The organism is Maricaulis parjimensis (genome assembly GCF_016817355.1).
GTDB classification, from domain to species: domain Bacteria; phylum Pseudomonadota; class Alphaproteobacteria; order Caulobacterales; family Maricaulaceae; genus Maricaulis; species Maricaulis parjimensis.
Genome location: NZ_JADOTT010000002.1, coordinates 289,690 through 312,055, shown reverse-complemented (window position 1 = coordinate 312,055; position 22,366 = coordinate 289,690). Strand labels below are relative to the sequence as shown.

Annotated in this window: 24 protein-coding genes and 2 tRNA genes; 14 read left to right on the top strand and 12 right to left on the bottom strand. The window is 61.7% G+C overall.

Annotated elements, in window-relative coordinates:
* The first annotated feature begins 14 nt into the window (after positions 1 to 14).
* The 4 genes from I0K07_RS05030 to I0K07_RS05015 all read left to right on the top strand — a co-directional run bounded on the left by I0K07_RS05030 (position 15) and on the right by I0K07_RS05015 (position 2,679).
* Positions 15 to 464, top strand: coding sequence for a tellurite resistance TerB family protein (locus tag I0K07_RS05030; RefSeq protein ID WP_203291730.1), 450 nt, complete (start codon positions 15 to 17; stop codon positions 462 to 464).
* 63 nt (positions 465 to 527) lie between these two features.
* Positions 528 to 869: a ferredoxin FdxA gene (gene fdxA / locus I0K07_RS05025; protein WP_203291729.1), complete on the top strand. Its 342-nt coding sequence runs from the start codon at positions 528 to 530 to the stop codon at positions 867 to 869.
* Positions 870 to 1,090: 221 nt separating this feature from the next.
* Positions 1,091 to 1,609: a CarD family transcriptional regulator gene (locus I0K07_RS05020; RefSeq protein WP_203291728.1), complete on the top strand. Its 519-nt coding sequence runs from the start codon at positions 1,091 to 1,093 to the stop codon at positions 1,607 to 1,609.
* A gap of 167 nt (positions 1,610 to 1,776) precedes the next feature.
* Positions 1,777 to 2,679, top strand: coding sequence for an RNA polymerase factor sigma-32 (locus tag I0K07_RS05015; RefSeq protein WP_203291727.1), 903 nt, complete (start codon positions 1,777 to 1,779; stop codon positions 2,677 to 2,679).
* Positions 2,680 to 2,794: 115 nt separating this feature from the next.
* Here I0K07_RS05015 and I0K07_RS05010 read toward each other — a convergent pair whose 3' ends face one another.
* The gene (locus I0K07_RS05010; protein ID WP_203291726.1) at positions 2,795 to 3,577 is read right to left on the bottom strand and encodes a thermonuclease family protein; all 783 of its coding nucleotides are present in this window, start codon (positions 3,575 to 3,577) and stop codon (positions 2,795 to 2,797) included.
* 162 nt (positions 3,578 to 3,739) lie between these two features.
* Between I0K07_RS05010 and I0K07_RS15825 the strand changes: the two genes are divergently transcribed.
* From I0K07_RS15825 to I0K07_RS04990, 4 genes are all read left to right on the top strand, one after another.
* The gene (locus I0K07_RS15825) at positions 3,740 to 4,288 is read left to right on the top strand and encodes a methyl-accepting chemotaxis protein (RefSeq protein ID WP_275297440.1); all 549 of its coding nucleotides are present in this window, start codon (positions 3,740 to 3,742) and stop codon (positions 4,286 to 4,288) included.
* 84 nt (positions 4,289 to 4,372) lie between these two features.
* The gene (locus I0K07_RS05000) at positions 4,373 to 5,017 is read left to right on the top strand and encodes a 2-hydroxychromene-2-carboxylate isomerase (RefSeq protein WP_203291725.1); all 645 of its coding nucleotides are present in this window, start codon (positions 4,373 to 4,375) and stop codon (positions 5,015 to 5,017) included.
* 59 nt (positions 5,018 to 5,076) lie between these two features.
* Positions 5,077 to 5,153, top strand: a tRNA-Arg gene (locus tag I0K07_RS04995).
* 249 nt (positions 5,154 to 5,402) lie between these two features.
* Positions 5,403 to 6,599 carry a DUF418 domain-containing protein gene (locus tag I0K07_RS04990; protein ID WP_203291724.1) on the top strand — a complete coding sequence of 399 codons (1,197 nt, stop codon included), beginning with the start codon at positions 5,403 to 5,405 and terminating at the stop codon, positions 6,597 to 6,599.
* Between the two features lie 7 nt (positions 6,600 to 6,606).
* Here the strand turns inward: I0K07_RS04990 and pgeF are convergent, their stop codons facing one another.
* On the bottom strand, positions 6,607 to 7,389 hold the full coding sequence (gene pgeF / locus I0K07_RS04985; RefSeq protein ID WP_338041020.1) for a peptidoglycan editing factor PgeF: 783 nt from the start codon (positions 7,387 to 7,389) through the stop codon (positions 6,607 to 6,609).
* A gap of 126 nt (positions 7,390 to 7,515) precedes the next feature.
* On the opposite strand from pgeF, the gene I0K07_RS04980 reads away from it, so the two are divergent.
* Entirely contained in the window at positions 7,516 to 8,334 is an 819-nt protein-coding gene (locus tag I0K07_RS04980; protein WP_203291722.1) for an N-acetylmuramoyl-L-alanine amidase, read from the top strand.
* Here the strand turns inward: I0K07_RS04980 and I0K07_RS04975 are convergent.
* The 9 genes from I0K07_RS04975 to I0K07_RS04935 form a co-directional block, all read right to left on the bottom strand.
* Positions 8,331 to 9,782 carry a protein adenylyltransferase SelO gene (locus tag I0K07_RS04975; protein WP_203291721.1) on the bottom strand — a complete coding sequence of 484 codons (1,452 nt, stop codon included), beginning with the start codon at positions 9,780 to 9,782 and terminating at the stop codon, positions 8,331 to 8,333. The two genes, I0K07_RS04980 and I0K07_RS04975, sit on opposite strands and share 4 nt — an antisense overlap.
* Before the next feature lie 39 nt (positions 9,783 to 9,821).
* Positions 9,822 to 10,742, bottom strand: coding sequence for an alpha/beta hydrolase (locus I0K07_RS04970; protein ID WP_203291720.1), 921 nt, complete (start codon positions 10,740 to 10,742; stop codon positions 9,822 to 9,824).
* A 63-nt stretch (positions 10,743 to 10,805) separates the two neighbouring features.
* Positions 10,806 to 11,030 carry a hypothetical protein gene (locus I0K07_RS04965; protein ID WP_203291719.1) on the bottom strand — a complete coding sequence of 75 codons (225 nt, stop codon included), beginning with the start codon at positions 11,028 to 11,030 and terminating at the stop codon, positions 10,806 to 10,808.
* A gap of 131 nt (positions 11,031 to 11,161) precedes the next feature.
* The gene (locus I0K07_RS04960; RefSeq protein ID WP_203291718.1) at positions 11,162 to 11,755 is read right to left on the bottom strand and encodes a DUF924 family protein; all 594 of its coding nucleotides are present in this window, start codon (positions 11,753 to 11,755) and stop codon (positions 11,162 to 11,164) included.
* On the bottom strand, positions 11,752 to 13,545 hold the full coding sequence (locus I0K07_RS04955) for a long-chain-acyl-CoA synthetase (RefSeq protein WP_203291717.1): 1,794 nt from the start codon (positions 13,543 to 13,545) through the stop codon (positions 11,752 to 11,754). Before I0K07_RS04955 ends, I0K07_RS04960 begins: the two co-directional genes overlap by 4 nt.
* Positions 13,546 to 13,663: 118 nt before the next feature.
* Positions 13,664 to 14,512: a DUF417 family protein gene (locus I0K07_RS04950; RefSeq protein ID WP_203291716.1), complete on the bottom strand. Its 849-nt coding sequence runs from the start codon at positions 14,510 to 14,512 to the stop codon at positions 13,664 to 13,666.
* Between the two features lie 333 nt (positions 14,513 to 14,845).
* Positions 14,846 to 14,930, bottom strand: a tRNA-Leu gene (locus I0K07_RS04945).
* A 192-nt stretch (positions 14,931 to 15,122) separates the two neighbouring features.
* Positions 15,123 to 16,628: a hypothetical protein gene (locus I0K07_RS04940; RefSeq protein WP_203291715.1), complete on the bottom strand. Its 1,506-nt coding sequence runs from the start codon at positions 16,626 to 16,628 to the stop codon at positions 15,123 to 15,125.
* A 3-nt stretch (positions 16,629 to 16,631) separates the two neighbouring features.
* Positions 16,632 to 18,047 (bottom strand): MBOAT family O-acyltransferase, encoded by a 1,416-nt coding sequence (locus I0K07_RS04935; protein WP_203291714.1) that lies wholly within the window; start codon positions 18,045 to 18,047, stop codon positions 16,632 to 16,634.
* 347 nt (positions 18,048 to 18,394) lie between these two features.
* Here I0K07_RS04935 and I0K07_RS04930 point away from each other — a divergent pair, with 347 nt between their 5' ends.
* The 3 genes from I0K07_RS04930 (at position 18,395) to I0K07_RS04920 (ending at position 20,197) form a co-directional block, all read left to right on the top strand.
* On the top strand, positions 18,395 to 19,012 hold the full coding sequence (locus I0K07_RS04930; RefSeq protein WP_203291713.1) for an exopolysaccharide biosynthesis protein: 618 nt from the start codon (positions 18,395 to 18,397) through the stop codon (positions 19,010 to 19,012).
* Positions 19,013 to 19,082: 70 nt separating this feature from the next.
* A complete protein-coding gene (locus I0K07_RS04925; RefSeq protein WP_203291712.1) occupies positions 19,083 to 19,613 on the top strand; it encodes a disulfide bond formation protein B in 531 nt (176 codons plus the stop codon).
* Entirely contained in the window at positions 19,610 to 20,197 is a 588-nt protein-coding gene (locus I0K07_RS04920; protein WP_203291711.1) for a demethoxyubiquinone hydroxylase family protein, read from the top strand. The genes I0K07_RS04925 and I0K07_RS04920 overlap by 4 nt, the downstream gene beginning before the upstream one ends.
* Here I0K07_RS04920 and I0K07_RS04915 read toward each other — a convergent pair.
* Entirely contained in the window at positions 20,194 to 21,648 is a 1,455-nt protein-coding gene (locus I0K07_RS04915) for a sensor histidine kinase (protein WP_203291710.1), read from the bottom strand. The genes I0K07_RS04920 and I0K07_RS04915 overlap by 4 nt on opposite strands.
* Positions 21,649 to 21,825: 177 nt before the next feature.
* On the opposite strand from I0K07_RS04915, the gene rpmH reads away from it, so the two are divergent.
* The gene (rpmH, locus tag I0K07_RS04910) at positions 21,826 to 21,960 is read left to right on the top strand and encodes a 50S ribosomal protein L34 (RefSeq protein WP_014283918.1); all 135 of its coding nucleotides are present in this window, start codon (positions 21,826 to 21,828) and stop codon (positions 21,958 to 21,960) included.
* Between the two features lie 5 nt (positions 21,961 to 21,965).
* The gene (locus I0K07_RS04905) at positions 21,966 to 22,355 is read left to right on the top strand and encodes a ribonuclease P protein component (RefSeq protein WP_203291709.1); all 390 of its coding nucleotides are present in this window, start codon (positions 21,966 to 21,968) and stop codon (positions 22,353 to 22,355) included.
* The last annotated feature ends 11 nt before the right edge of the window (positions 22,356 to 22,366 follow it).

The following is a 22,366-nucleotide window of genomic DNA, read 5'->3' as shown; positions in this document are numbered from 1 at the left end:
TTTGGAGAGCCGGAATGTTTGACACGCTGAAACGCCTGTTCGGATCCGATCCTGCCGAAGCCCATCCGGAGATCGATCCCCATGTGGCGGCCACGACCCTTCTGGTCGAGGCGGCCCTGGCCGATGGCATCTATGCCGATTGCGAGCAGGACCAGATCCGCACCATCCTGTCCGGCGCCTTCAACATGGATGAGGCCCGCTGCGAGAAAGTCCTGGCCCAGGCCGAGGAAATGGCGGAAACCGCCATCGACCATCACCGTTTCACCAAGGTGGTGAAGACCTGCCTGGACAATCAGACCCGCATCGCCCTGCTGGAACAATTATGGATGGTCGTTCTGGCGGACGGGGAACGCTCCCCCTTCGAGGACGCCTTCATCCGGCGGATTGCCCCATTGCTGGCGGTGGATGATCGTGAACGGGCATTCGCCCGGTCGCGTGCAGAAGCCCGCATGCGCACGAGTTGACAATTCAGCCCGGGCAGCCCATGTCCCGCTCGCAGACCTGCCTGATCCGGATTCCAGCCTGTTATGACCTATATCGTCACCGACGCATGCGTTCGCTGCAAATACACTGACTGTGTCGAAGTCTGCCCCGTGGACTGTTTCTACGAGGGCGAGAACTTCCTGGTCATTCATCCTGACGAATGCATTGATTGCGGCGTGTGCGAGCCGGAATGCCCGGTCGAGGCCATCAAGCCGGACACGGAAGATGATCCGGACGGGAAATGGCTCGCCGTGAACTCCAAGTTTGCCGAGATCTGGCCGAATATCACCGTGCGCAAGGACCCGCCGGCCGATGCCGATGCGATGGCCGAACAGGACGGGAAGTACGAGAAGTATTTCTCGGAAAAGCCGGGCGAAGGAGACTGATCCGCGCCGGTTAACCAAACGCTACCGTTTGGATATTTGCACAATTCGTGTTATGTTCCCCGAATTGATGGGCAGTGCGTGTTGCGCTGCCCGCTTTTCTGCACGGTGATTGGAACGCAGTATTTATCGATCTCAGAGACCGGATGGGTGCCGGGAAACTTTGAGAGCGGACTGCCTCCTTTTGTGTCTCCGTGTACGGAAGGCTCAACGAGAGAGCATCCATGACGAAAAAAACCGCCAACGACAACAAGTCCTTCAAGCAAGGTGACTTTATCGTGTACCCGGCCCACGGCGTCGGCCAGGTAACAGGCGTTGAGAAAGATACCGTCGCGGGTTTCGACATCGAGGTTTATGTCGTCACGTTCGAACAGGACAAGATGACACTGCGCGTTCCCACGGCGAAGGCCGATGCGTCCGGCATGCGCCCGCTGTCTTCTGACCGGATTGTCAAAGACGCCATGAAGACGCTCAAGGGCAAGGCCAAGGTCAAGCGCACCATGTGGAGCCGCCGCGCCCAGGAATACGAAGCGAAGATCAATTCCGGTGACCTGATCATGATCGCGGAAGTCGTTCGCGACCTGCACCGCGCCGAAGATCAGCCGGAACAATCCTATTCCGAGCGCCAGCTCTATGAATCCGCTCTGGACCGCATGGTCCGTGAGCTCGCCGCCGTCGAGAATATCGAGCACGACAAGGCGCGTGAAATGCTGTCGACCTCGCTGGCCAAGAAAGCCGCCTGAGCGACACCTGTGCTTTGAGGCTGCGGCCTCTGCAAACCAGAGAAAACGCCCGGCTCCGGCCGGGCGTTTTTTTCTTGGCTGATTGTCCTGGGTGTTTGAACCGGGCGATTTCCCGGTGATCCAGTGTCCGCCTCCCTGCGTAGACCTTGCAGAAGGAGGATCGTGACATGCCAGCCAGCCAATCCGTGTCCCCGAAAGCCGCCTACCGCAGCGCCGGTGAGCAGGGCTTTGTGAAATCCGCCATGGCCCAGCCCCTGCTGGAGCGTGAGGAAGAACAGGAACTGGCGCGTCTCTGGCGAGAGGATCGCGACGAAACCGCCCTTCACCGTCTCACCGAGACCCATATCCGCCTCGTGATCGCCCTGGCGGCGCGTTACAAGCGCTATGGCCTGCCCTTCGCGGACCTGATCCAGGAAGGCAATATCGGCCTGATGAAGGCGGCCGACCGGTTCGAGCCCAGCCGCGATGTCCGCTTTGCGACCTATGCCGGCTGGTGGATCCGGTCGACCATTCAGGACTATGTCCTGCGCAATTGGTCGATCGTGCGCACCGGGACGACCTCGGCCCAGAAATCCCTCTTCTTCAATCTGCGCCGCCTGCGGGCCCGGATCGGTGATGTCGACGGAGCCCCGCTCAATCCCGAAAACCGCCGCTATATCGCCGAGGAACTCAAGGTTCGCGAAACGGATGTCGACCGGATGGCGGCCCGCCTGAGCGCCTCGGACCGCTCTCTCAACGCCCCGATGGGGGAGGAGGGCGACATGCAGTGGCAGGACTTGCTCGTCGACGAAACCGCCGCGCCCGAAGAGGAAGTCATGGACCGCCATGACAGCGAACGCCGCCAGGCCTGGATCGGGCTGGCGATCGAAACGCTGAACCCGCGCGAACGCCTCATCATCCAGGAACGCCAGCTGACCGAAGAGGTCACCACGCTGGAGCAATTGGGCGAACGCCTCGGCATTTCCAAGGAACGCGTGCGCCAGATCGAAGCCGTTGCCCTGACCAAGCTGCGCAAGGCGCTGACTGAAACGGTCGGAGACCCGGTCGAAGCCGGGCTCGTCCCGGGCTGAATCTGAACACTTCATCTGCCTGCCAACGGCAGATGCCCTCCCAGGCCGCATCCTGCCTGTCCCGCGGCCTGACGACCGGCCAGCGGACCGCCTCCCTCACTGTCCGCTGGCCGGCTTAATCCTCCAGGATTTCGATGCGCTCGGGATGGTCCACCCGGATCATCGGGCCGTTCTCGTCTTCGACCCAGCCGCGCACCCGGATGCGGTAGGTTTCAAGCGCGAGCGGATCCAGCCCCGCCGCTTCAAACCGGCCGGCATGCTCGGCATCGATCATGACGGTGAAATCGGTCCGGTAGTCCGCCCCGAAATTGAGATAGACGCGCCCGGACCGCAGCCGGGTGGCTTCAATCACCCGGCCTTCAACCAGCTGCACGGAACCGATATCCTGCGCCAGCACGTCGGGATTTGTGGGACGGACGGCCAGACGGTCTCCGGCCCAGAGACCCCGCCCGGCCGCGCGCGCTTCGGCCTCCAGGGCCAGCAAGGCCCCCGTCTCGCGCCGATTGTCCGCAAAACTGAGCACACGCACAGCGCCGGAGCGGACGAGTTCGGCCTGCAGCCAGTCCGCCTCCCCTCCACCCGGTCCTTCCAGATAGACGTGTGCGATGATCCGCCCATACCGGTCTGACCGGTCCGCCTCATGGACAAGGCCGACCGACCGCCCGTCCAGGGCCGCCGCCAGCGCCGATTGCGCCAAGGCTTCATCCGGCGCATCCAGTTCCGCCAAACGGACCTCAAGAAGCGAATCAGGCGCGCCGTCCGGCGCGGTCAGGGTGAAGGACAAAGGTCCGGAGACGGTTTCTGCAGGTCCGCTCCACTCGATTTGAGCGGGTGCCGAACCCTGCGAACAGGCTGAAACCAGCAGCCCCCATACAATCCAGGCGAGAATGCGTGCCATACCCAGCAAGCTCCTTTCTTCGCCCCGACAATTAATGCTACTTATACGTGCATATCAATTCCGGATCAACTGGTTTCGCGATGAAAGCGCCAGCTTTGGAATCCGTTTACCATCTCTGGCTAATCCTGCGCGCAGTCTTCACTGAACCGGACCCGCACGATCATGAACGCCTACGCCTATACCGACGATGGAATGACCTCCGCTGATGCTTCGGCCGCCGACCATTCGATTGCCGAAGCCGTTGGCGAAACCGCGGCCCGCGCCTCCCAGGGCGCCGAAGCCGCCCAGGTCGCCCGCGATGCGATGAACCAGGTCGAGGAATCCAGCCAGGTGCTCGAGCGCCGCGTGGAAGCCCTCACCGACGCCTCGCAGCGCATCAATGCCATTCTCTCCACGATCGAAGCGATCGCCAGCCAGACCAATCTTCTGGCCCTCAACGCCACAATCGAAGCCGCCCGCGCCGGTGAAGCCGGCCGCGGCTTTGCGGTTGTTGCCGGAGAAGTGAAAGCCCTGGCCGGCCAGACCGCCAAAGCTACCGAGGACATCGCCGCCCGCATCTCCGCCCTCGACAATGAGGTGAAGGAAATCCTCGACGGCGTGCGTGGCTCCGGCCAGTCGGTCGCCCGCGGCAAGGAAGCCGTCGACCAGATGACCCAGGCCACGCAGGAAGTGGCGCACCAGCTGAACAATCTGCGCAGCCAGGTCGGCTAGGCGCCCCGCGTCTCCACGGAATTTTGAACGGGCCGCCTCGCGCGGCCCGTTTTCTTTTGCGCGCCGTCATGGCTAGATCAGGCCATGACATATTCAGCCCAACTCTACTGGTCCTTCCGCAGCCCCTATTCCTATCTCGCCCTGCCGCGCCTGATTGCGCTGGAGGATGAGTATGACCTGAAATTCGAGGTGCGCCCCGTCCGGCCGCTCGCCTTGCGCCAGCCCGACTTCTTCCAGCGCGAACACCCCAAATGGCTGCACTATCTGCTCACCGATGTCGCCCGCCTGGCCGAGCATCTGGGCGTCCACTTCGCGGCCCCCAATCCCGACCCGGTCGTGTTTGATCACGACAAGAACCAGGCCGCCGATGACCAGCCCCATATCGACCGCCTCACCCGGATCGGCGTGCTGGCGTCGGAACAGGGCAAGGGCCTGGCCGCACTCTATGCGATCTCCAAACGGATCTGGTCCGGCACGCCCTGGACGCAAGACGGTGTGCTCGACGCCGCGCTCACCGAGGCCGGCCTGGACCCGGCCGACATCCAGGCCCGCGCCGACAGCGAGGCGGACCGGCTCGATGCCGCCATCCGCGCCAATGAGGATGCCTTGGAAGAGGCCGGTCATTGGGGTGTTCCCACCATGGTCTACAAGGGCGAACCCTTTTTCGGCCAGGACCGGATCGACCTCTTGATCTGGCGCATGGAGCGCGATGGCCTGCCGCATTTATAGGCCGGCCCGACAAAGCGGGTTCAGCCCGCCCAAAATTCCGGGTAAGAGCCCACCCAGATGGCCCCGTAGCTCAGCAGGATAGAGCAACGGATTCCTAATCCGTAGGTCGCGCGTTCGAATCGCGCCGGGGTCACCAGACTCTCTTGTCTCACGGCAGTCCGCTGTGCGGACGCCTCCGACGGGCGGCGCATCAGGCGCCGGCGCGCGGTCGCGCTTGCGGGCCTTGCCCGGTTTCTGTCTCACGGCAGTCCGCTGTGCGGAGGCCTCCGACGGGCGGCGCATCAGGCGCCGGCGCGCGGTCGCGCTTGCGGGCTTTGCCCGTGAGCATGGCGAACTGGCCTCCATCTTGCTCTCCTCTCAGGGGAAATCCTTTCGGAGCACCAAGATGACACAGAGCCCTGCTTCCAAATCCGATCGTCTCGTCCATCTGGACGTCCTGCGCGGCCTGGCTGTTCTGGGCCTGTTGTTTGCCCGTTTCCCGGCCAAGGGCGGTTCGTCCCTGGTGCTGGAACACCCGGACATTCTGGGCTGGAGCGCGGGTGAACAGGGTATCTGGCTGTTCAATTCCGTCATGGTCGACGACGCCATGCGCGGGCTCTTTGCCCTGCTCTTCGGTGTTTCACTCTGGATGATGACCGGCCCGCGCGAGGATCGCAGCCTTGTGCCGACCTGGACCGGCTATCTGGCCCGCACGGCCGGCCTGTTCGTCTTCGGCCTGGTCTTCCACGTCATCCTGTTGGCTGAAGCCTCCGACATCCTGCACGTCTACGCCCTGGCCGCCTGTGTCGCGCTGATCCTGTCGCGGCTGGATGCTCGCCTGCTCGTTCTGGGCGGGATCGGCGGATTTGTCCTTCTGGCGGCGCACGACTTCATGGGCGACATCTCCACCGCTCCGGTGACCCCCGAAGCCCTGGCACAGGCCGCCTCCGCCCACGAAGCGGGTTATTTCGCGCACATCGCCCAGTCGATCCGGGACTTCCAATCCTGGAGCCTGTCGACGGGCATTGTCTGGAAATGCCTGGAAGCGGGCAGCTATATGCTGCTGGGCCTGGGCCTGTTCCGCATCGGCTTTTTCACGAAGCTCTCCAATGAGACCCTCGCCCTGACCACGGCCGCCACCTATGGCATTGGCCTGGCCGTTTGCGGCGGTGTCGCCATCAGCCTGGCGGCCGGCGGTTTCATGGAATCGGTGAAAGCCCATTTCCTGACCACGCTGGGCAAGCCCTTCATCGTGATCGGCCATGCCGCCATCATCATGCTGCTGATGCGCGGCCGCTTCATGAATATCGTCCTGAGCGGCATTCTGGCCCCGGTCGGCCGCATGGCCCTGACCCTCTATCTGGCCGGTTCCGCCATGGCCCTGTTCGCCTTCACCGGCGCCGGTCTGGGCCTGGGTCCGTTCGACCGCTACGAGATCACCGGCCTGGCCGCGCTCGGTTCGGTCGGCCTCATCCTGGGCGCCCGCGCCTGGCTGAGCGCTTTCAACCAGGGTCCGTTCGAATGGGCGCTGCGCGTCTGGTCGCAGACCTCAGGCCGCTTCCTGGTTTCCATCCTGCCCGGCATGCGCCTGCAGAACGCCTGAGGGATGATCAGGGCTTCAGCCCGATAATCCCGGCCTGTCCGCCGAACACGCCGCTCTCCCCGCGATGGTGGGAGCGGCGGGCGGAAAAGAGACGGTCCGCCTCGGCATAGGTACACAGCTCCGAACGCCAGATCGAAGCCGCCGGCACGCCGGCGCTTTCCAGCTGCCGCCGGCAGGCTTCCGCCACATCCAGCTGCGCCCCGCCCTCTTCATCCAGGGGTGAGACAATCCCGGACGTATCCGCAAACACGGCCTCGAACTCCGCCACCACTTCCGGACCGACCCGGTAATTGGCCGGCGAGATGGACGGGCCGATCGCGGCCAGGACATGGCCCGCCTGCGTGCCATAGGCCGTCTGCATCGCCTCCAGCGTCGCCGTGACAATATCCTGCACCGTGCCGCGCCAGCCGGAATGGATGGCCGCAATCGCGCGCTGCTGCGGATCAAACAGGAGGATGGGCGTGCAATCCGCCGTCTGGCAGACCAGACCGATCCCCGTCTGATTGGTGATCAGGGCATCGCCCTCGCCAGCGGCCTGGTCGCCGCGCGGCGGTGTGGCCACCTCTATCACGGCGCGGCCATGCACCTGGGTGGCAAAGACGAGATAGTCCAGCCCCAGCGCCGTGCGGGCCCGTTCGCGATTGGTCGCGATATGCGCCGGGTTGTCGCCGCGCGACCGGGTCAGGTTGAGGCTGGCATAAGGACCCTCGCTCACCCCGCCCGTGCGCGTGGTGAATGCGTGGACAAGTCCGTTCCTGTCCAGAATATCGGCGCGAAGAAAATCCGGCACTGGCCCTCTATTCCCGTTTGATTTCAGCCAGATTGGCCCGCACCCGCCTGCCCGGTCAATCGGCTTTGCCTTGGCCATACCCTGGGTTGTCTATACTCTTGCTCTCAGCCTTGAGAGGGGAAAGCCATGAAGATCGACCAACACCGTCTCGTGCTCGACGATGACACGCCCGCGCCCTTCCGCCAGACGCCCAATATTTCCCGGGGCCGGACCATCACACCGCAATACCTGGTGATCCACTACACGGCCGGCTCATCCTTTGATTCCTCGGTGGACTGGTTGACCAATCCGGACGCCCAGGCGTCCGCCCATCTCGTGATCGGCCGCGATGGCGAGATCATGCAGCTGGCCGACTTCAATGCCCGGACCTGGCATGCCGGCAAGTCCAGCTGGCGCGGATTGAGCGGTCTCAACTCCCATTCCATCGGCATCGAGCTGGACAATGCCGGCATCCTGACCAAGACCCCCGATGGCTGGCGCTCTGCCTTCCAGAAAACCTATCCGGAAGCCGACGGAATGGAGGCGGCCCACAAGAATGGTGGCGGGATGCGCGGCTGGCACCGCTATACGCTCAACCAGATCGAGGCCCTGGTCGCGATCGGCAGCGCGCTGGTGCGCGAATACGGACTCAAGGATGTCATCGGCCATGATGACATCGCCCCCAATCGCAAATCCGATCCCGGCCCGGCCTTTCCCATGGAGATGGTCCGCTCCCGCATCATGGGCCGTGAAGACGAAACCGAAGAACGGGTGGAATGCACGGCCGCGCTGAATATCCGCTCCGGCCCCGGAACCGGGTTCGACAAGATCCGCGACGCCCTGCCCAAGGGCACGCAGATGATCGTCACCGGTGAAAGCGGTGTCTGGATCGCAGTCACCGTGCTGGACGGCGATGACCCCACCGATACCGGCTGGGTGCATTCGCACTTTGTGAAAGCGGTTTAGTCCGGCTGATCGTCTGACAGGAAACCCGCACGCCCGTGGCCCAGACCATAGGCATCGCCCATGCCGCGGATATCGGCGATCACGGTCTCCAGGGCGGACCAGTCATCCTCTTCGGCGATGCGGTCCCAGATCGCCTCGACGGCTTCGATCACCAGATCGACCGGTTCCTCGCGGGTGAAGGCCGGATGCGCCAGCCTTTCCGGACGCTCGGGCGTATGCGCTGAAAGGACCGCCTGCCAGGCGTCGAAGGCTTCACCGGCATAGTGTTCGCGCCGCGGCCCGGCCATCGCCCGCTCTCGGGAGGTTTCGCCGCCAAACCAGTCGAAGATCACGCCTTCCCAGCTGACCGGTGCCGCTTCCATGAAGGCGAGGAAGGCGCGGACCAGAGCTTCATCGAGTTCTTGCCCGGCCGGGGCCACGCCGAAACGCGCCATGAAGGCATCCAGCAGGGCCAGGCGATAGACGGCGGGGAATGTCCCCAGCGCGGCTTCCAGGGAAAGCCTGTCCCCTGACACAGCGAGCGCGCCGGCCAATTGCTGCAGGTTCCAGAACACCGCTTCGGGCTGCCGGGCAAAACAGTAGAGACCGGAATGGTCGAAATAGGCGGCCGTGAAACCGGGCTGATACCGGTCCATGAAGCGCCAGGGCCCATAATCGAAGCTCTCGCCGGTGATGTTGAGATTGTCCGTATTGAGGACGCCATGGACAAAGCCGGCCGCCATCCAGCCCGCCGCCATGCGCGCACTCGCACCGATCACCGCGTCCAGCAAAGCCGCCGGACGATCCTCGGCCCCTGTCAGGGACGGGTAGTAATTCGCGATGGCATGATCGACCAGCGCATCGATCCGTTCCGGCGCGCCTTCATAGGCATGGCGCTGGAAAGTGCCGAAGCGGACATGGGAATGCCCCAGCCGTGTCAGAACGGCCGAGCGTGTCGGAGAAGGTTCGTCATTGCGCGCCAATGCCTCACCGGTCTCATAGACGGCAAAGGCCTTGGACGTGTAGACGCCGCGCGCTTCCAGCATTTCCGCCGCCAGGATTTCCCGCACCGCCCCCTTCAGGGTCAGACGGCCATCCCCGCCGCGCGACCAGGGCGTCTGGCCGGAGCCCTTGGTCGCCAGATCAAGCAGGCGGCCGGACCGGTCCCGCTGCTGGGCGAACAGGAAACCGCGTCCATCCCCCAATTCAGGATTATAGGTGCGGAATTGATGGCCGTGATAGCGCATCGCCCGGGGTTGGGCCTGATTGTCCGGCAAGGGCTGGAAGCGGCAGAAATGCGCCTCGCGCTGGGCTGCATCCAACTCCCCCAGACCGATCTCGTCCGCCCAGCGCTCATTCCAGAAGCGTGGCGTGGCCGCGGGGAAATCCGCCGGATCGACCGGGTCCGAGAAATCGGCGCCGAGGGTTTCAAACTGCGGATCGGGACGGTAGTGCGAAGAAATACTCATCCTGCGGAGCTAGGCGTTTCGCAGGTGGATTGCAAACCCTCAGCCGCGCAGCCCGTCACCCAGCGCAATTGCCATCTGGTCGATCAGGGTTTTCGTCCCCGGCAGGATGGCGGTCAGATTCGCATAGCCGTGCGGCAGCGCCTTGCCCAGCGTGTAGCCGACGGGAATGCCATGCGCGTGAAGGCGGTCGCGATAGGCCTGGCCCTCATCCAGCAGCGGATCCAGTTCAGCGGCGAAGATATGGGCCGGCGGCAGACCGGCCAGATCATTCTCCAGCAGCGGCGAGACACGCGTATCATGCGCCTGGTCCAGATCGGTGAGATAGGCGCGCGCCACCTGGTCCAGCGTGAAATTCGCCAGGATATGGCCCTCGAGCACTTTCGGCTTCGGCTTGCGGCGCTCCACCAATTGCAGGAGCGGATAGATCAGCAGCTGGAATTTGATCGCGGCGCGGCGCGTCTGGCCCAGCATGGCGGCCAGCCCGCCACCGGCACTGTCACCCGCCACAGCGATGCGCGCCGGATCGGCACCGATCCGTTCCAGTCCCGCCTCACTGACCAGCCAGTCGAACACGGCCTGGCAATCATCGGTCGCGGCCGGAAAAGCATGTTCCGGAGCCAGGCGGTAATCGATTGCCAGCACACGCACGCCGCCATGCGCCGCCAGGCGCTGGCACAGCCGGTCATGCGTTTCGATATCCCCGACCACATAGCCACCACCATGCATGAAAAGACAGGTCGGGGCCGGTGTCACCGAGCCGAAGGGCACATAGAGCCGGGCCGGAATGTCGCCCGCCGCGCCCGGCACGGTCAGGTCCTCGATCCGCTCCAGCGCCGGCGGCTTCACATCCATGAAGGGCGTCGCATCGCGCAGCGCCTTGCGCATGCGCGGCGCCGCCCGCGCCGGTTCGAACGGGTCATCCAGACCGAATTTGGAGAGTGTGGTGGGCCAGGTTTCCATGACGGCGAGCGTTAGCACAGCCTCTGCCGGGCGCAATGGAAATGGTGTCGCAGTGCAGCGTGATCAGTGCACCGTGATCGAGCCTTCGCGCTCGAGGCGACCGGCAAGGGCGTCTTCCATGACGGCGCGGAGGGCGCGCCAGGCATCGGCGCTTTCCGGTTGGCCCTGATTGTCCAGATCAGTGACGGCTTCATCGGCATAGCCGATGGCCTGAGCCCCGTGCAGGTCCACCATGGTCCAGGCGATCTGGCGGATGTCTTCAACGGTGATGTGGACGCGAGGGGTCATGAAATTCGGGCTCCGGTGGTGTCGTGTCCCATCAGGAGCAAGGCGCAGGCCAGATGGTCACGCCATTTCATTTCGCTATTTCAATGGTTTGAATTTATCCACAGCCTGCGACCACCGAGTCATTCCTGCCATCAGGACGATTTTGCCGACTCGATTTGACCGGGTGCATACCCGCCGCTTTCCAGATAGACGCGCTCGCCCTCCGTGCTCTCACGCCCCAGCGCCTGGTTGCGGTATGGGAAGCGCCCGAAGCGCACGATTACGTCGCGGTGCAGCCGGGCATGGCGCGCTGTCGACGGATCGCTGAGACGTTCTTCCGCATAGGTGACACAGAGCTCCTGGTCGGTCAGGTCTTCGGAATGCATGAAGGGCATGTAGACGAAGGCCCGGTGTTCGTCCGGGATCGCCCAGTCCAGCCCGCGCTCGATCAAGGTGCGGGCCACGTCCAACGCCAGCGGATCGCATGAAAAGGCGACATTCGAGCCGCGCCAGACATTGCGCGAGAACTGGTCGAAAAGCAGGATCAGGGCCAAGGACCCCTGCGCTGTTGCCAGCCAGGGATGGTCGCCTTCCTTGTAGCGCCGCGCCTCGGCCTCGATCGTCTTGCCAAAGCGCCGCCGCACCATGGCATCGAATTCGTGCGAGGCCTGGTACCAGTGTTTCGGTTCGATCTCGTCAAACCAGAAGGCGAGAATGTCGTCTGCGGTAATCGGGGTTGGGGTCATACCCTAAGTTCGCCCGAGAGGATCGCCGCGTAAAGCTCTGGCGTGAGCGGAACATAGGCGTTCTCGGTCGGATGATCGAACAGGATGCGGTCGCTGATCTTCGCCGGATCAAAGCCTTCCTTCACCAAATCGACCTTGCGGAACTTGAAGGTTCCCGTCGTATCCGTCTGCTCCTGCAGGCGCAGGAAGAGCGGGCGGGCATAGGCGGGCAGATTGGCATGAACATGGGCGTGCAGAGCCGCCAGGTCGAGCGGCTGGTCGCCGGTGACCAAGGCTGCCATGCCGGCACGGCCGGAATGCCCCTTCACCTCGACGCCATAGACATTGGCCTGTTCGATCCCGTCAAAGGTGAAGGCCTCGGCCACCTCACCCGTGGCGACATTCTCCGACTTCCAGCGATACGTGTCGCCGACCCGGTCGATGAAATAATAATAGCCCAGCTTGTCGCGCGACATGAGATCGCCGGTACGGAACCAGGCATCGCCCTTTTCATAGACGTCGCGCAGGATCTTCTTTTCCGTGTCTTCCTTGGAGCCATAGCCGTCAAAGCGGAAACGGGCATCCTCCGGATCGATCCGGCCGATCGCCTCACCCACCTCGCCCGGCTGGCACGCCACGCAGAACCCGTCCGCCCCGCGCAGCGGCATTTCGGCGTCCATGTCGAACTTCACGAGGTCGATATTGAACCGGTTCTTGAGATAGCCCGGCACACGACCGACAGCACCCGGCATGTTTGCCGTATTGACCAGGCCGACATTGCCTTCGGTGGAGCCATAGAATTCGACGATCTGCGGCAGGTGGAAACGCGCCTGGAAGGCCTCCCAGACATCGCGGCGCATGCCATTGCCGATGGCACAGCGCACGGTGTGGTTCTGCTCGGCCGCACTCGGCTCGGAATTGACCAGGAAGCGGCACAGCTCGCCGACATACATGAACATGGTCGCCTTGAAGCGCTGCACGTCCGGCCAGAAACTGGACGCGGAGAAACGCGGCCGGATGATCAGCGCGCCGCCAAAGGAGATCGCGCAGCCCACCCCGCACAGACCGCCGGTCGCATGATAGAGCGGCAGCACCATCAGCATGCGGTCACTGGGTTGGCACTTCGCAACGAGGGCGAAGATGTTGAGATAATAGAGCGTGCGGATATGCGTCATGACCGCCGCCTTGGGCAGGCCGGTCGTGCCGGAGGTGAACATTTTCAGTGCCGGATCCTCCGGCTTCACCTCGGCCCGCACCGACCGGTCCGGCCGCGCGTCGGACTGGGCCGCCAGCGCCGCGCCGAAATCCTCCGCGCCGTCCAGTTCGCCATCCAGCACCCAGGCGCCCATCGGATTGAGCTCACAGGCCCGGGCACTGTCGAAAGCCTCGCCCAACACACCTTCCAGGATGATGTGCTTGGCCTCGCCGATATTGAGACAATGCGTCAGGGAATGGCCGGAGAGCTGATTGTTCAGCAGGGCCGTCACCACGCCGATCTTGGACAGGCCGAACCAGATCGCGATGTATTCCCAGCGATTTCCCATGAAGAGCGCGACCGTATCGCCGCGCGTCAGCCCTTGCGCCAGCGCCCAATGGGCCACCCGGTTCGCATAGGCCTCGAACTCCCGGTAGGAAATCTCGCCCTCATCCAGCAGGGCCATTGGATTGTCGGGGAAACGGTCAATCGTGGTCTCGATATGGTCCGGCACACGGACACCGGAGCCGGCGCCCACCTTCTTCACAGCGCTGAACACGCGCAGCATGCCGCTCACATAGTCAAACTCGCGCTGAAGCGCGGTGAACAGACCCATCAATGACCTCCCGATTTTGGCGGGAACTGTAGGTAGACGCCCTGTCTGGTCAAGCGAATGCGGTCGGGTTCACGGGAAGTGTTATGAGTGTTTCAGAACATGTCCGGCATTTTGCGCGTCAACGTCCGCGCCGCGTGCCCTCCGGACCGGTCTCCGCCCACAGGGCCAGAACCACCGCCAGGAGCGGCAAATCCTTGAGCAGGAAATGCCCGCTGCGGCCCAGGGCCGGGAAACCGCCCAGATCCGCCGACCAGCTGCCGGAAAAACTGACCAGGAAGCTCAGCGTCAGGACGAAGGTGATCGCGGACAGGAAAAGCCCGGCCCGATAGGCCCCGCGATGGAACCAGAATCCAGTCAGCGCCAGGGCCGTGACCAGTTCGATCACGCCGATCACATAGGAGGTGTTCTGCAGCCCCATCAGCGGCGTCATCCAGGAGAAGATGAGATGGGTCGTCACCAGCGGTTCGATCCCGGCGGCTTCGGACGCGGTGAACTTCATCCCGCCAATCCACAACAGGACCAGGAACAGCCCGGCCCACATGACCGGCTGGCTCCATAGGCGCATGTCCGAATAGCGGCTGGAGAACATGCGGGAATTCTCGAAACTCCCGGCCCACAGGGCCAGGCCCAGCATGGCGATGTATTTCAGGATGCCCTGGCCCGATCCGATGGCCGGGAAACCGCCCTCGGCTTCCAGCCAGACCGGATTGGTCAGCATCAGGGTCAGGGCGATCGCGGCGTAGAGCCCGAACATGCCGAAACCGATCCGGCGCAAACCCGCGCCCGGCAGGGGCGCGGCGATCAGGGCGGCGGCGACGAGCTGGTAGATACCCAGCGCCCGCGCGGCAGAAGCGGACTGGTTCGCCACACCGGACAGAAAGGCGTGATTACTCAGCCAGGATTCGGTGATGCCCGTCCCGACCGGCGTGAAATTCATCACGCCGAACCAGGCGAACATGACTGCCATTGCAAACCGCGCAAATACGAGCGCACTACCGGGTGTCAGCAAGACCGGCCTCCCTTGACGCCCCACACGTCAGCCAGGCCGGAGGCTAACACTCCATCATGGCGCTGACGAGGCCGCGAGACGGCAAAAAATCGTGACGGCTTTGAGAGTTGATCACCCACTCCACCGCTGCTGGCGCAGCGGTCCCCCTCGCCCATCAAGGGCGAGGATGATCCCAGCCCTGTGATCTCCAACTCACACCGGGCCACAGGCCCGCAAGCACGACCGTGCGCCGGCGCCCATGCGCCGCCCCATCGGAGGCGTTCGCGCAGCGAACTGCCGTGAGATCAAAAATGGTGCCCCTGGTCAGACTCGAACTGACACTCCTTGCGGAAACGGATTTTGAATCCGTCGCGTCTACCAATTCCGCCACAGGGGCCAACAGTGAGGATTGCACCTCCGCCGGCGTGGGTATGTCAAACCTGAAAGGTCGTCAACACTAGCTCGCCCCTCTTTGAAACTGGCAATCACAGAGCGCAAGCTATGCTGAAACTTTGTATTCTTGATAGGTCGCCAAATGAACCGGAACTGGCTTGCCAGACTTCGCTGAGCCCCACCACTCCCTTTCGCATTAATGAAGCGTAGCCGTATAAACTTCAAAATTCGACAATACGTCCCCCTGCTCAGCCGCAAGGCGAATTCTAAGCTGAGGATACCCCAAAGAACGCGGCAAAAGGAGACGGATATCATTATGACCACTCGCCGCCTCAACCTCGAAGTACCGACCAATTTCAAATCGAGGAACGTTCGACTGGCCTTGCAACGGAGGCAAGATAAATCGAATGCGGAATGCTGACGGAGCGTTGAAGTCTAACCGCAAACAAACCGGTTGGTCCGAAACAGGAAGGTTAAGACGCAGCTCTCCATCGCTTCTTGAGACCACCAAATCTCGCTCATCCAATGTCACCCCACTACTTAAGGCGCTCATTGGCACCCTAGTGGGGGCATCAAATGCACAATCGCTGCGAGCGCGTTCTTGGACACGCCCTAGTACAGGCCCAAAGAAGTCTCCATGGGCGCCCCAGTCTCCAGAAAAACGCCGTATCATGGAGCGTTCTACGGAATTAAAAACCACCAGATTTGGGGAACGGGAAAGAGCAGGAATTATTCGGCTTCGTTGTGATGGGACATTCTGGAATACAATGTCAGCTTGATCTCCAAAGACAGTGCCAGTGAATGGGTAAAATGCATAAAACGAGTCATGCACAACTAGCGCTGATCCTTCATACGCAATCGGCCATCGGCTTTCATCGTCAAAGAATGGGTCGGACGCGGGCACAGGACCACGCTCGTAGTGAGAAATAGAAAGCATGCTCTGAGTAGTACTCATAAGCCGGTTTTCATCAAAACTATCCGATAACAATATATTGCCATTTACAATCGGATCACCACCCTCCTCAATTACACTCTTCATTTGAATCATTGCTAGAGTGTAGCCCAAAAGATTCCAATGGGTATTGTTACGAAAATAGAATTGCTCGCCGCTACCATCGCCCCCCAGCATCACTCGCCCATGATCAATCAACGAAGGCAGCCTATCTTCGAATACACCCTGTAGCACTTCTACATTTTGGAAATGGCACCCAGCATAATAATTGACGCGACGATCCACCCCCTCACTCTGAACGCGACTTTTATTAGGCGAAACCGAATAGTAGACACTCATATCCACCGTATCTGCCATGGCTTCATAAACGGCAGCAGCATTCGCAGCTATAATGAATGAGCGGTCATAACTTCCAGCTTCACAATTAGGGAATGTAAACTGTGGCTTATAGTAGAGCCATCCGTCTGAGCCGGATATCAAATCGGGCGTATCGACATGCCTAAGCAAATAGAACGAGATCGAATTGCGCACCGTAATAGCGCGAGAAGTAACAATAGAACGGTCTAACACAGCATCAGAAAGTCGTGAAAAGGCGGACAGTTCAAACGATTGAAATTCGCCCAACGCATTTTCAATTGAAGGAACCGCCCTATTGCCCAAATATTCGTTTCGATCAAATACAAATAGCGCTGCAACTGGCGCGACTAGCCACATTACAAAAAGGCTTATTAGAATTGTGCGCGGCATCATGGGTCAGAACTGGAAATAGAGAAAAGGAGAAAAGTTTGAACTCAATGCTATGATAGACACCACCGCCATTCCTAACGCGGAGTACGCAAAAACGAGCCAAAAACCCAAGGACGACTTAAGCACACCTTCAAGAAAGACCCCAACTGGCCGATCGGTTTTTTTGAACAAGACCGTACAGCCGATAAGCAGCATCAGAATGGAGCCTGGCGTTGCCGCCACCCAAACGGCATCCGGCATAGTCCACGCCTCGCTCGAAAACGGAACAAGCATTGCGACGATAAACTCCCCCGCCTGCCTTAGAGAGTCTGCCCTGAATATCACCCACCCCACCATTACGACAGGGAGAAGGTAGGCAAACCGCACCCATTCGGACGAAAAGCGGCGCGCAGAGCTGCCGAACAGAAAGCGCTCCATAAGAATGAAAGCGCCGTGATAAAGCCCCCAGATTACAAACGTCCAAGCGGCACCATGCCAGATCCCAGTAGCGGCAAACACAAGCATGAGATTTACGTAAACGCGCATCTGCGTCGACCTGTTCCCCCCCAAAGGAATGTACAGGTAGTCGCGAAACCAATTAGACAGACTAATATGCCAGCGCCGCCAGAATTCTGTAATCGATCGGCTTTCGTATGGGGCACGGAAGTTCTCTGGAAACTTGATTCCGAACATTTTTCCTAAGCCGATCGCCATGTCAGAATAGCCTGAAAAATCAAAATAGATTTGGATTGTATAAGCGAGCGCACCGGCCCAAGCTGCCGCAAATGTGACGTCGTCGCCCGCAAGCCCAAAACAAGCGTCAGCAATGCGCCCCGCGCTGTCAGCTATCAGAAGCTTCTTCAGCAGCCCGTGGATAAATCGTACAACTCCCTCAGTGAAGCGATCAACACTTTCGTGGTTGGCTTCAAAGTCTTCGTGTACATCCTTGTATCTTACAATCGGCCCAGCGATCAGTTGCGGGAAAAACGACAGATAGGCGCCATAGCGCAACAAGCTCCTGTCCGCCCGAAGCTCTCCACGATACACATCGACCAGATAAGCAACTGCTTGAAAAGTAAAAAACGATATTCCGGCAGGCAAAACCACGCGGAGCAAAGAGCCAATTTGCGAGTCGGACGGCACACCAAACGACTGAGCAACAAAGAATGCGTATTTGAAATACAAAAGTGGGAGAAAAATCAGAATCAAGAATAATGACAAAACCCACTTTCTTTTATCAAACTCAACGACAATCCCCCCAACAAAAGATACAATAAGGCAAAAAATCAAAGTTAAAATTAGTAGGCCTGATGAATAAAAATAGAATCCTAAACTTAACAACGTTATAGAAATCAAGCGCAACCGGACTCGAGAAAGCGCTAGAATAGTCAATATAGCTACAGGAAGAAACAAGAACAAAAAAGCTCTGTCAGAGAAAACCATAGCTTAAACCATTCAACTGTCGGGACATTAGGCACCCAAGATAACCAAGCACCTTCTGCACCAGGTCCGTTAAACTCCGGTGATAGCGTGCCGCGCGCGATAAACAAGACCAATTATGATAGTTCTTCGGAAGTTCCCGCGCCGCAGCGGCAAGCCTGATAAGCACTTACGCATTGAAGCAAAACAAAATCTCTTGGCAGTGCTGATCGATGCGTTCGCCTGCCGCGAAGCGCTACACGATGCCCCCCACTCGCCCTGCCAAGTCAACAACCCATTCCGCTCGACGGGGCGGTGTGCCATGGCTAGGCTCGACGCGGTGCCGGGGCGTAGCGAGGAAATGTGTGCGCATGAGCGATAATGCGGAACAGCGAGGGCTGATCAGCGCCCTTGAAGCCATCGCCAACGACGCGCCGGATGACGGGCTCAGCCTGGGAAAATTCGTGGATGCGCTGGGCGAACGCGCCTTCGGCGTCATTCTCTTTGCCATGGCTTTGCCGGTCTCGATCCCCTTTCTCTATGGCGTACCGCAGATCATGTCCCTGCCCATGATGGCGCTGGCCGCCCAAATGGTGATGGGGCGCGAAGAGCCCTGGCTGCCGGGCCAGTTCAAGACCCGCACCCTGTCCAAGGCCTCGCTGACCGGTATGGCGCGCGGCGGCCGCAAATGGTTCGGCTGGCTGGAAGCCCTGGCGCGACCGCGTCTCCTCTTCCTCTCCGGCCCGACGGTCGAGCGGGTCATCGGCGTCATTTTCCTGATTTTCTGCGCCTCGATCATGCTGCCACTCCCGCTGACGAATTCCGTGCCGGGCATTGCCCTGGCCATCGCCGCGCTGGGCCTGCTCACGCGGGACGGTCTTCTCATCCTACTCGGGATTCTGCTGGGCACGGTGTGGATTACACTTTTGTTGTTTTTGGGTTCGACCCTGGTTGATGTAATCAAGGCCTTCCTGGCATCCCTGGCCTGATACCGTGCGCGAATTGGACGCAGTGCCGCCGCGCACGGGTTTCGGCAAAAAGAGAGTTCACGCGTAATCCATGACCGGTTTGATGACCCCGACCCTGACCCAGTTTCCGATCACCCGCTGGCCGCTTCTGATGGCCGGTGTCTCGCTGGCCCTTCTGCTGGGAGCCTGGAGCTTCGAGTATATCGGTCACTATGATCCCTGCGCCCTGTGCTACGACCAGCGCCATATCCACATGGCCGTCATCGCGCTGGGCCTGGTCAGCGGCGTCGTGCTGGGTCTGCGCCCGGAGCTGGCCCGTTTCGCGCCCTGGATCATCCTCGCCATCGCCGCCGTACTGATCTACTCGGCCGGTTTTGCCTTCTGGCATGCCGGGATCGAGTATGACTGGTGGGCTGGCCCCGCCACCTGCACGACAGGCGGCAATGCATCCGTCTCCGTGACCGATGTCCTGGCCGCCCTCGACGGGTCCCGCCCGGTCGTGTTGTGCGATGAAGCCGCCTGGACCCTGCTGGGCATTTCCATGGCCGGCTATAATGGGCTGATCTCCGCAGCCATGGCGGTCGTCTCGGTCTGCGTCGGCGTTCAGGGACTGCGCAAATGAGCCTGACCGGAAACACACGCGACACCCGCACGCGCCCGCCGCTTCCCGGCAAGCGCCGCAATGCGCGCCGGGTGGAGGAGATGGTCCGCGTCGACCATGCCGGTGAATATGGTGCTGTCGCCATCTATCAGGGCCAGCGCGCCGTGTTTGCCGCTCTGCCCCACAAGGCCCGCATCGCCGCTCAGCTGGAAGAGATGGAAGCGGATGAACAGCACCATCTCGATGCCTTCGACCGGCTGATCTTCGAGAAGCATACGCGCCCCACCGCCCTGGCCCCCTTCTGGAATATTGCCGGGCACGCACTGGGCACCGCGACAGCCCTGATGGGCGAGAAGGCCGCCCATGCCTGCACCGAGGCCGTCGAGACCGTGATCGAACGCCATTATGCCGGCCAGATCGAAGAGCTGCGTGCCATGGGTGAGGATGAACTGGCCGACCAGTTCGACATCTTCCGCGAAGAAGAAGTCGCCCACCGTGATCTCGCCGTCGAGGAAGGCGCCAAGGAAACGCCGGGCTATTCCCTGCTCTCAGCCGCCATCAAGACAGGCTGCCGGATCGCCATCAAAGTGTCCGAGCGGATCTAGCTGGCCGCGACCGGCAGCCTGACCGCGAAGACGGTGCCGTCCTCGCCCGTGCGCACCAGCTCCACATCACCCTCATGGCCCCGCGCCAGTTCGCGGGCGATGGACAGGCCCAGACCGGTGCCGCCGCGACGGGTGGAGCCGGTGAAAGCCTTGAAGAGATTGTCCCGGGCCTTGGCGGGCAGGCCGGGTCCGGTATCGATGATCTCGATCACCGCATACCCGTCCTCGCTGCGGCCACACACGGCAAGACGCTTTTCGCCCTCATGCTCATCCAAGGCCTGAACGGCATTGCGGAAGAGATTGAGGAAGATCCGGTGCACCTGGTCGGGGTCCGCATCCAGGACCAGATCCTCCGGCAGATCATTGGACCAGGACAGCGTGTCATTGCGGCCGGCATAGAGCGAGACCTCATCCGCCAGGGCCCGCGCCGGAACCGGCTGGCGTGACGGCGGCGTTTCCTCGGCGCGGCCGAATTCCAGCGTCGCCTCGCACAGGCGGATGCCCCGGTCGATGGCGCGCACCAGACGTTCACCCATGCGGCGCACGCGCTCATCACTGTCCATGGCCAACCGGTCGGAAACCAGATGCGTGGATGCCAGCACATTGCGCAGGTCATGATTGATCTTGGCGACAGCCCCGCCCAGCGCGGCCAGGCGCTCTCGCTGGCTCAGCGCCGTGCGGATATCGGACTGCATGCGGGCCAGCTCGGCCTCGGCCTGGCCGATCTCATTGCGCGCGCCGGACGGCCGGATCATCCGGGCCGGGTCGGACGGATCGGCACTGAAACGTGTCATCGCCCCGGCCAAACGCCGCATGGGACGGACAAAGAGATGGAACAGGGCCGCATAGATCGCCGCTCCCGCAAGGACCGCTCCGATACCCGCATAGAGCAGGAGACGGCGTGAGAAATCGTGCAACTCGTCCTGCAGCTGCGTCTCTCGCACGATCACATCGATCACTTCGCCCGGTGCGCCCATGGGCTCGGCGCGGATGCGCAGGAGACGGCCCGACGGCGCGAACAGAACGTCCACCGTATCGCGGACATGGCCCCAGGGCCCGGTCGTGCGCAGATCGCTCTCCACGAAACCGGCCTCGATCGGGCCGGAATAGAGCACCAGCTCATTCATGCCATTGCGCACGCGCGAGACGGCGACGGCATCCGCCCCCATCAACAGGGCGCGCACCTCATTCTCGCCCAGGGCCCCGCCCGGCGCGACATCGGCCGCCAGCGCCGCCAGATGCGCCGCCTCGGCCCGGTCGCTCATCCACTGGACCCGGAAACTGGCAGCCGCGGGAAAGAAGACCAGGGCGACACCGGCAAAGACCAGACCGACGGTGACCATGAAAAGCTGCCCGGGCAGGCTGTCGATCAGACGCCCGATGCCCGGCCGCGGCGCGGCACCGTCCTGCGTGTCATCACGGGAATTATCTGGTATCGGATCTGTGACCATGGACCTGTCCGCCAATAGCCCAGCCCATCAGGGGCGGCAAGCGGGCACGGCGCAAGGTTGGGTGGCCGGCTGGCCGACCTGTCATTGCCTGCGCAAAACCGGTCGCGGGCCTTGACGCGGAAGGTACAGCCGCGTATTAGCCGCCGCTCTCGAATTGAACGCCGATGGAGCGCGACCGTGAAACGCACATTTCAACCGTCCAACCTCGTCCGCAAGCGTCGGCACGGGTTCCGTGCGCGCATGGCGACGAAAAACGGCCGTCAGGTTCTGGCTCGCCGCCGGGCCAAAGGCCGCAAGCGCCTGTCCGCCTAATCACGATGGACACGCAGCCGCTAGCCGTTAAACGGCTGACAAAGCGGCGCGAATTTTTGTTCGTCGCCAAGGGCAAGAAAGCCGTCCGGTCGAGCGTCGTTATTCAGGCGCGAAGACGGGACGGCTCTTCTCATATGGGCCCCTGGATCGGTGCCGGGTTCACCGCTACCCGTAAAATTGGCGGTGCCGTGGTCAGAAATCGTAGCAAACGGCGTTTGCGCGAGGCCGCCCGGCTGCTACTCCCCCTCCACGGACAGTCCGGGTTTGACTATGTATTCATCGCGCGTGCGTCCACGCCGGAGAAGGAATGGTCGCGCCTCATCGGGGATGTCAAAAGCGCTCTTGTGAGTCTCGGGCCCGCCGAGACCGTGAGTGAAGGGACAAAACAAGCCTGAAAGGCCGTGTT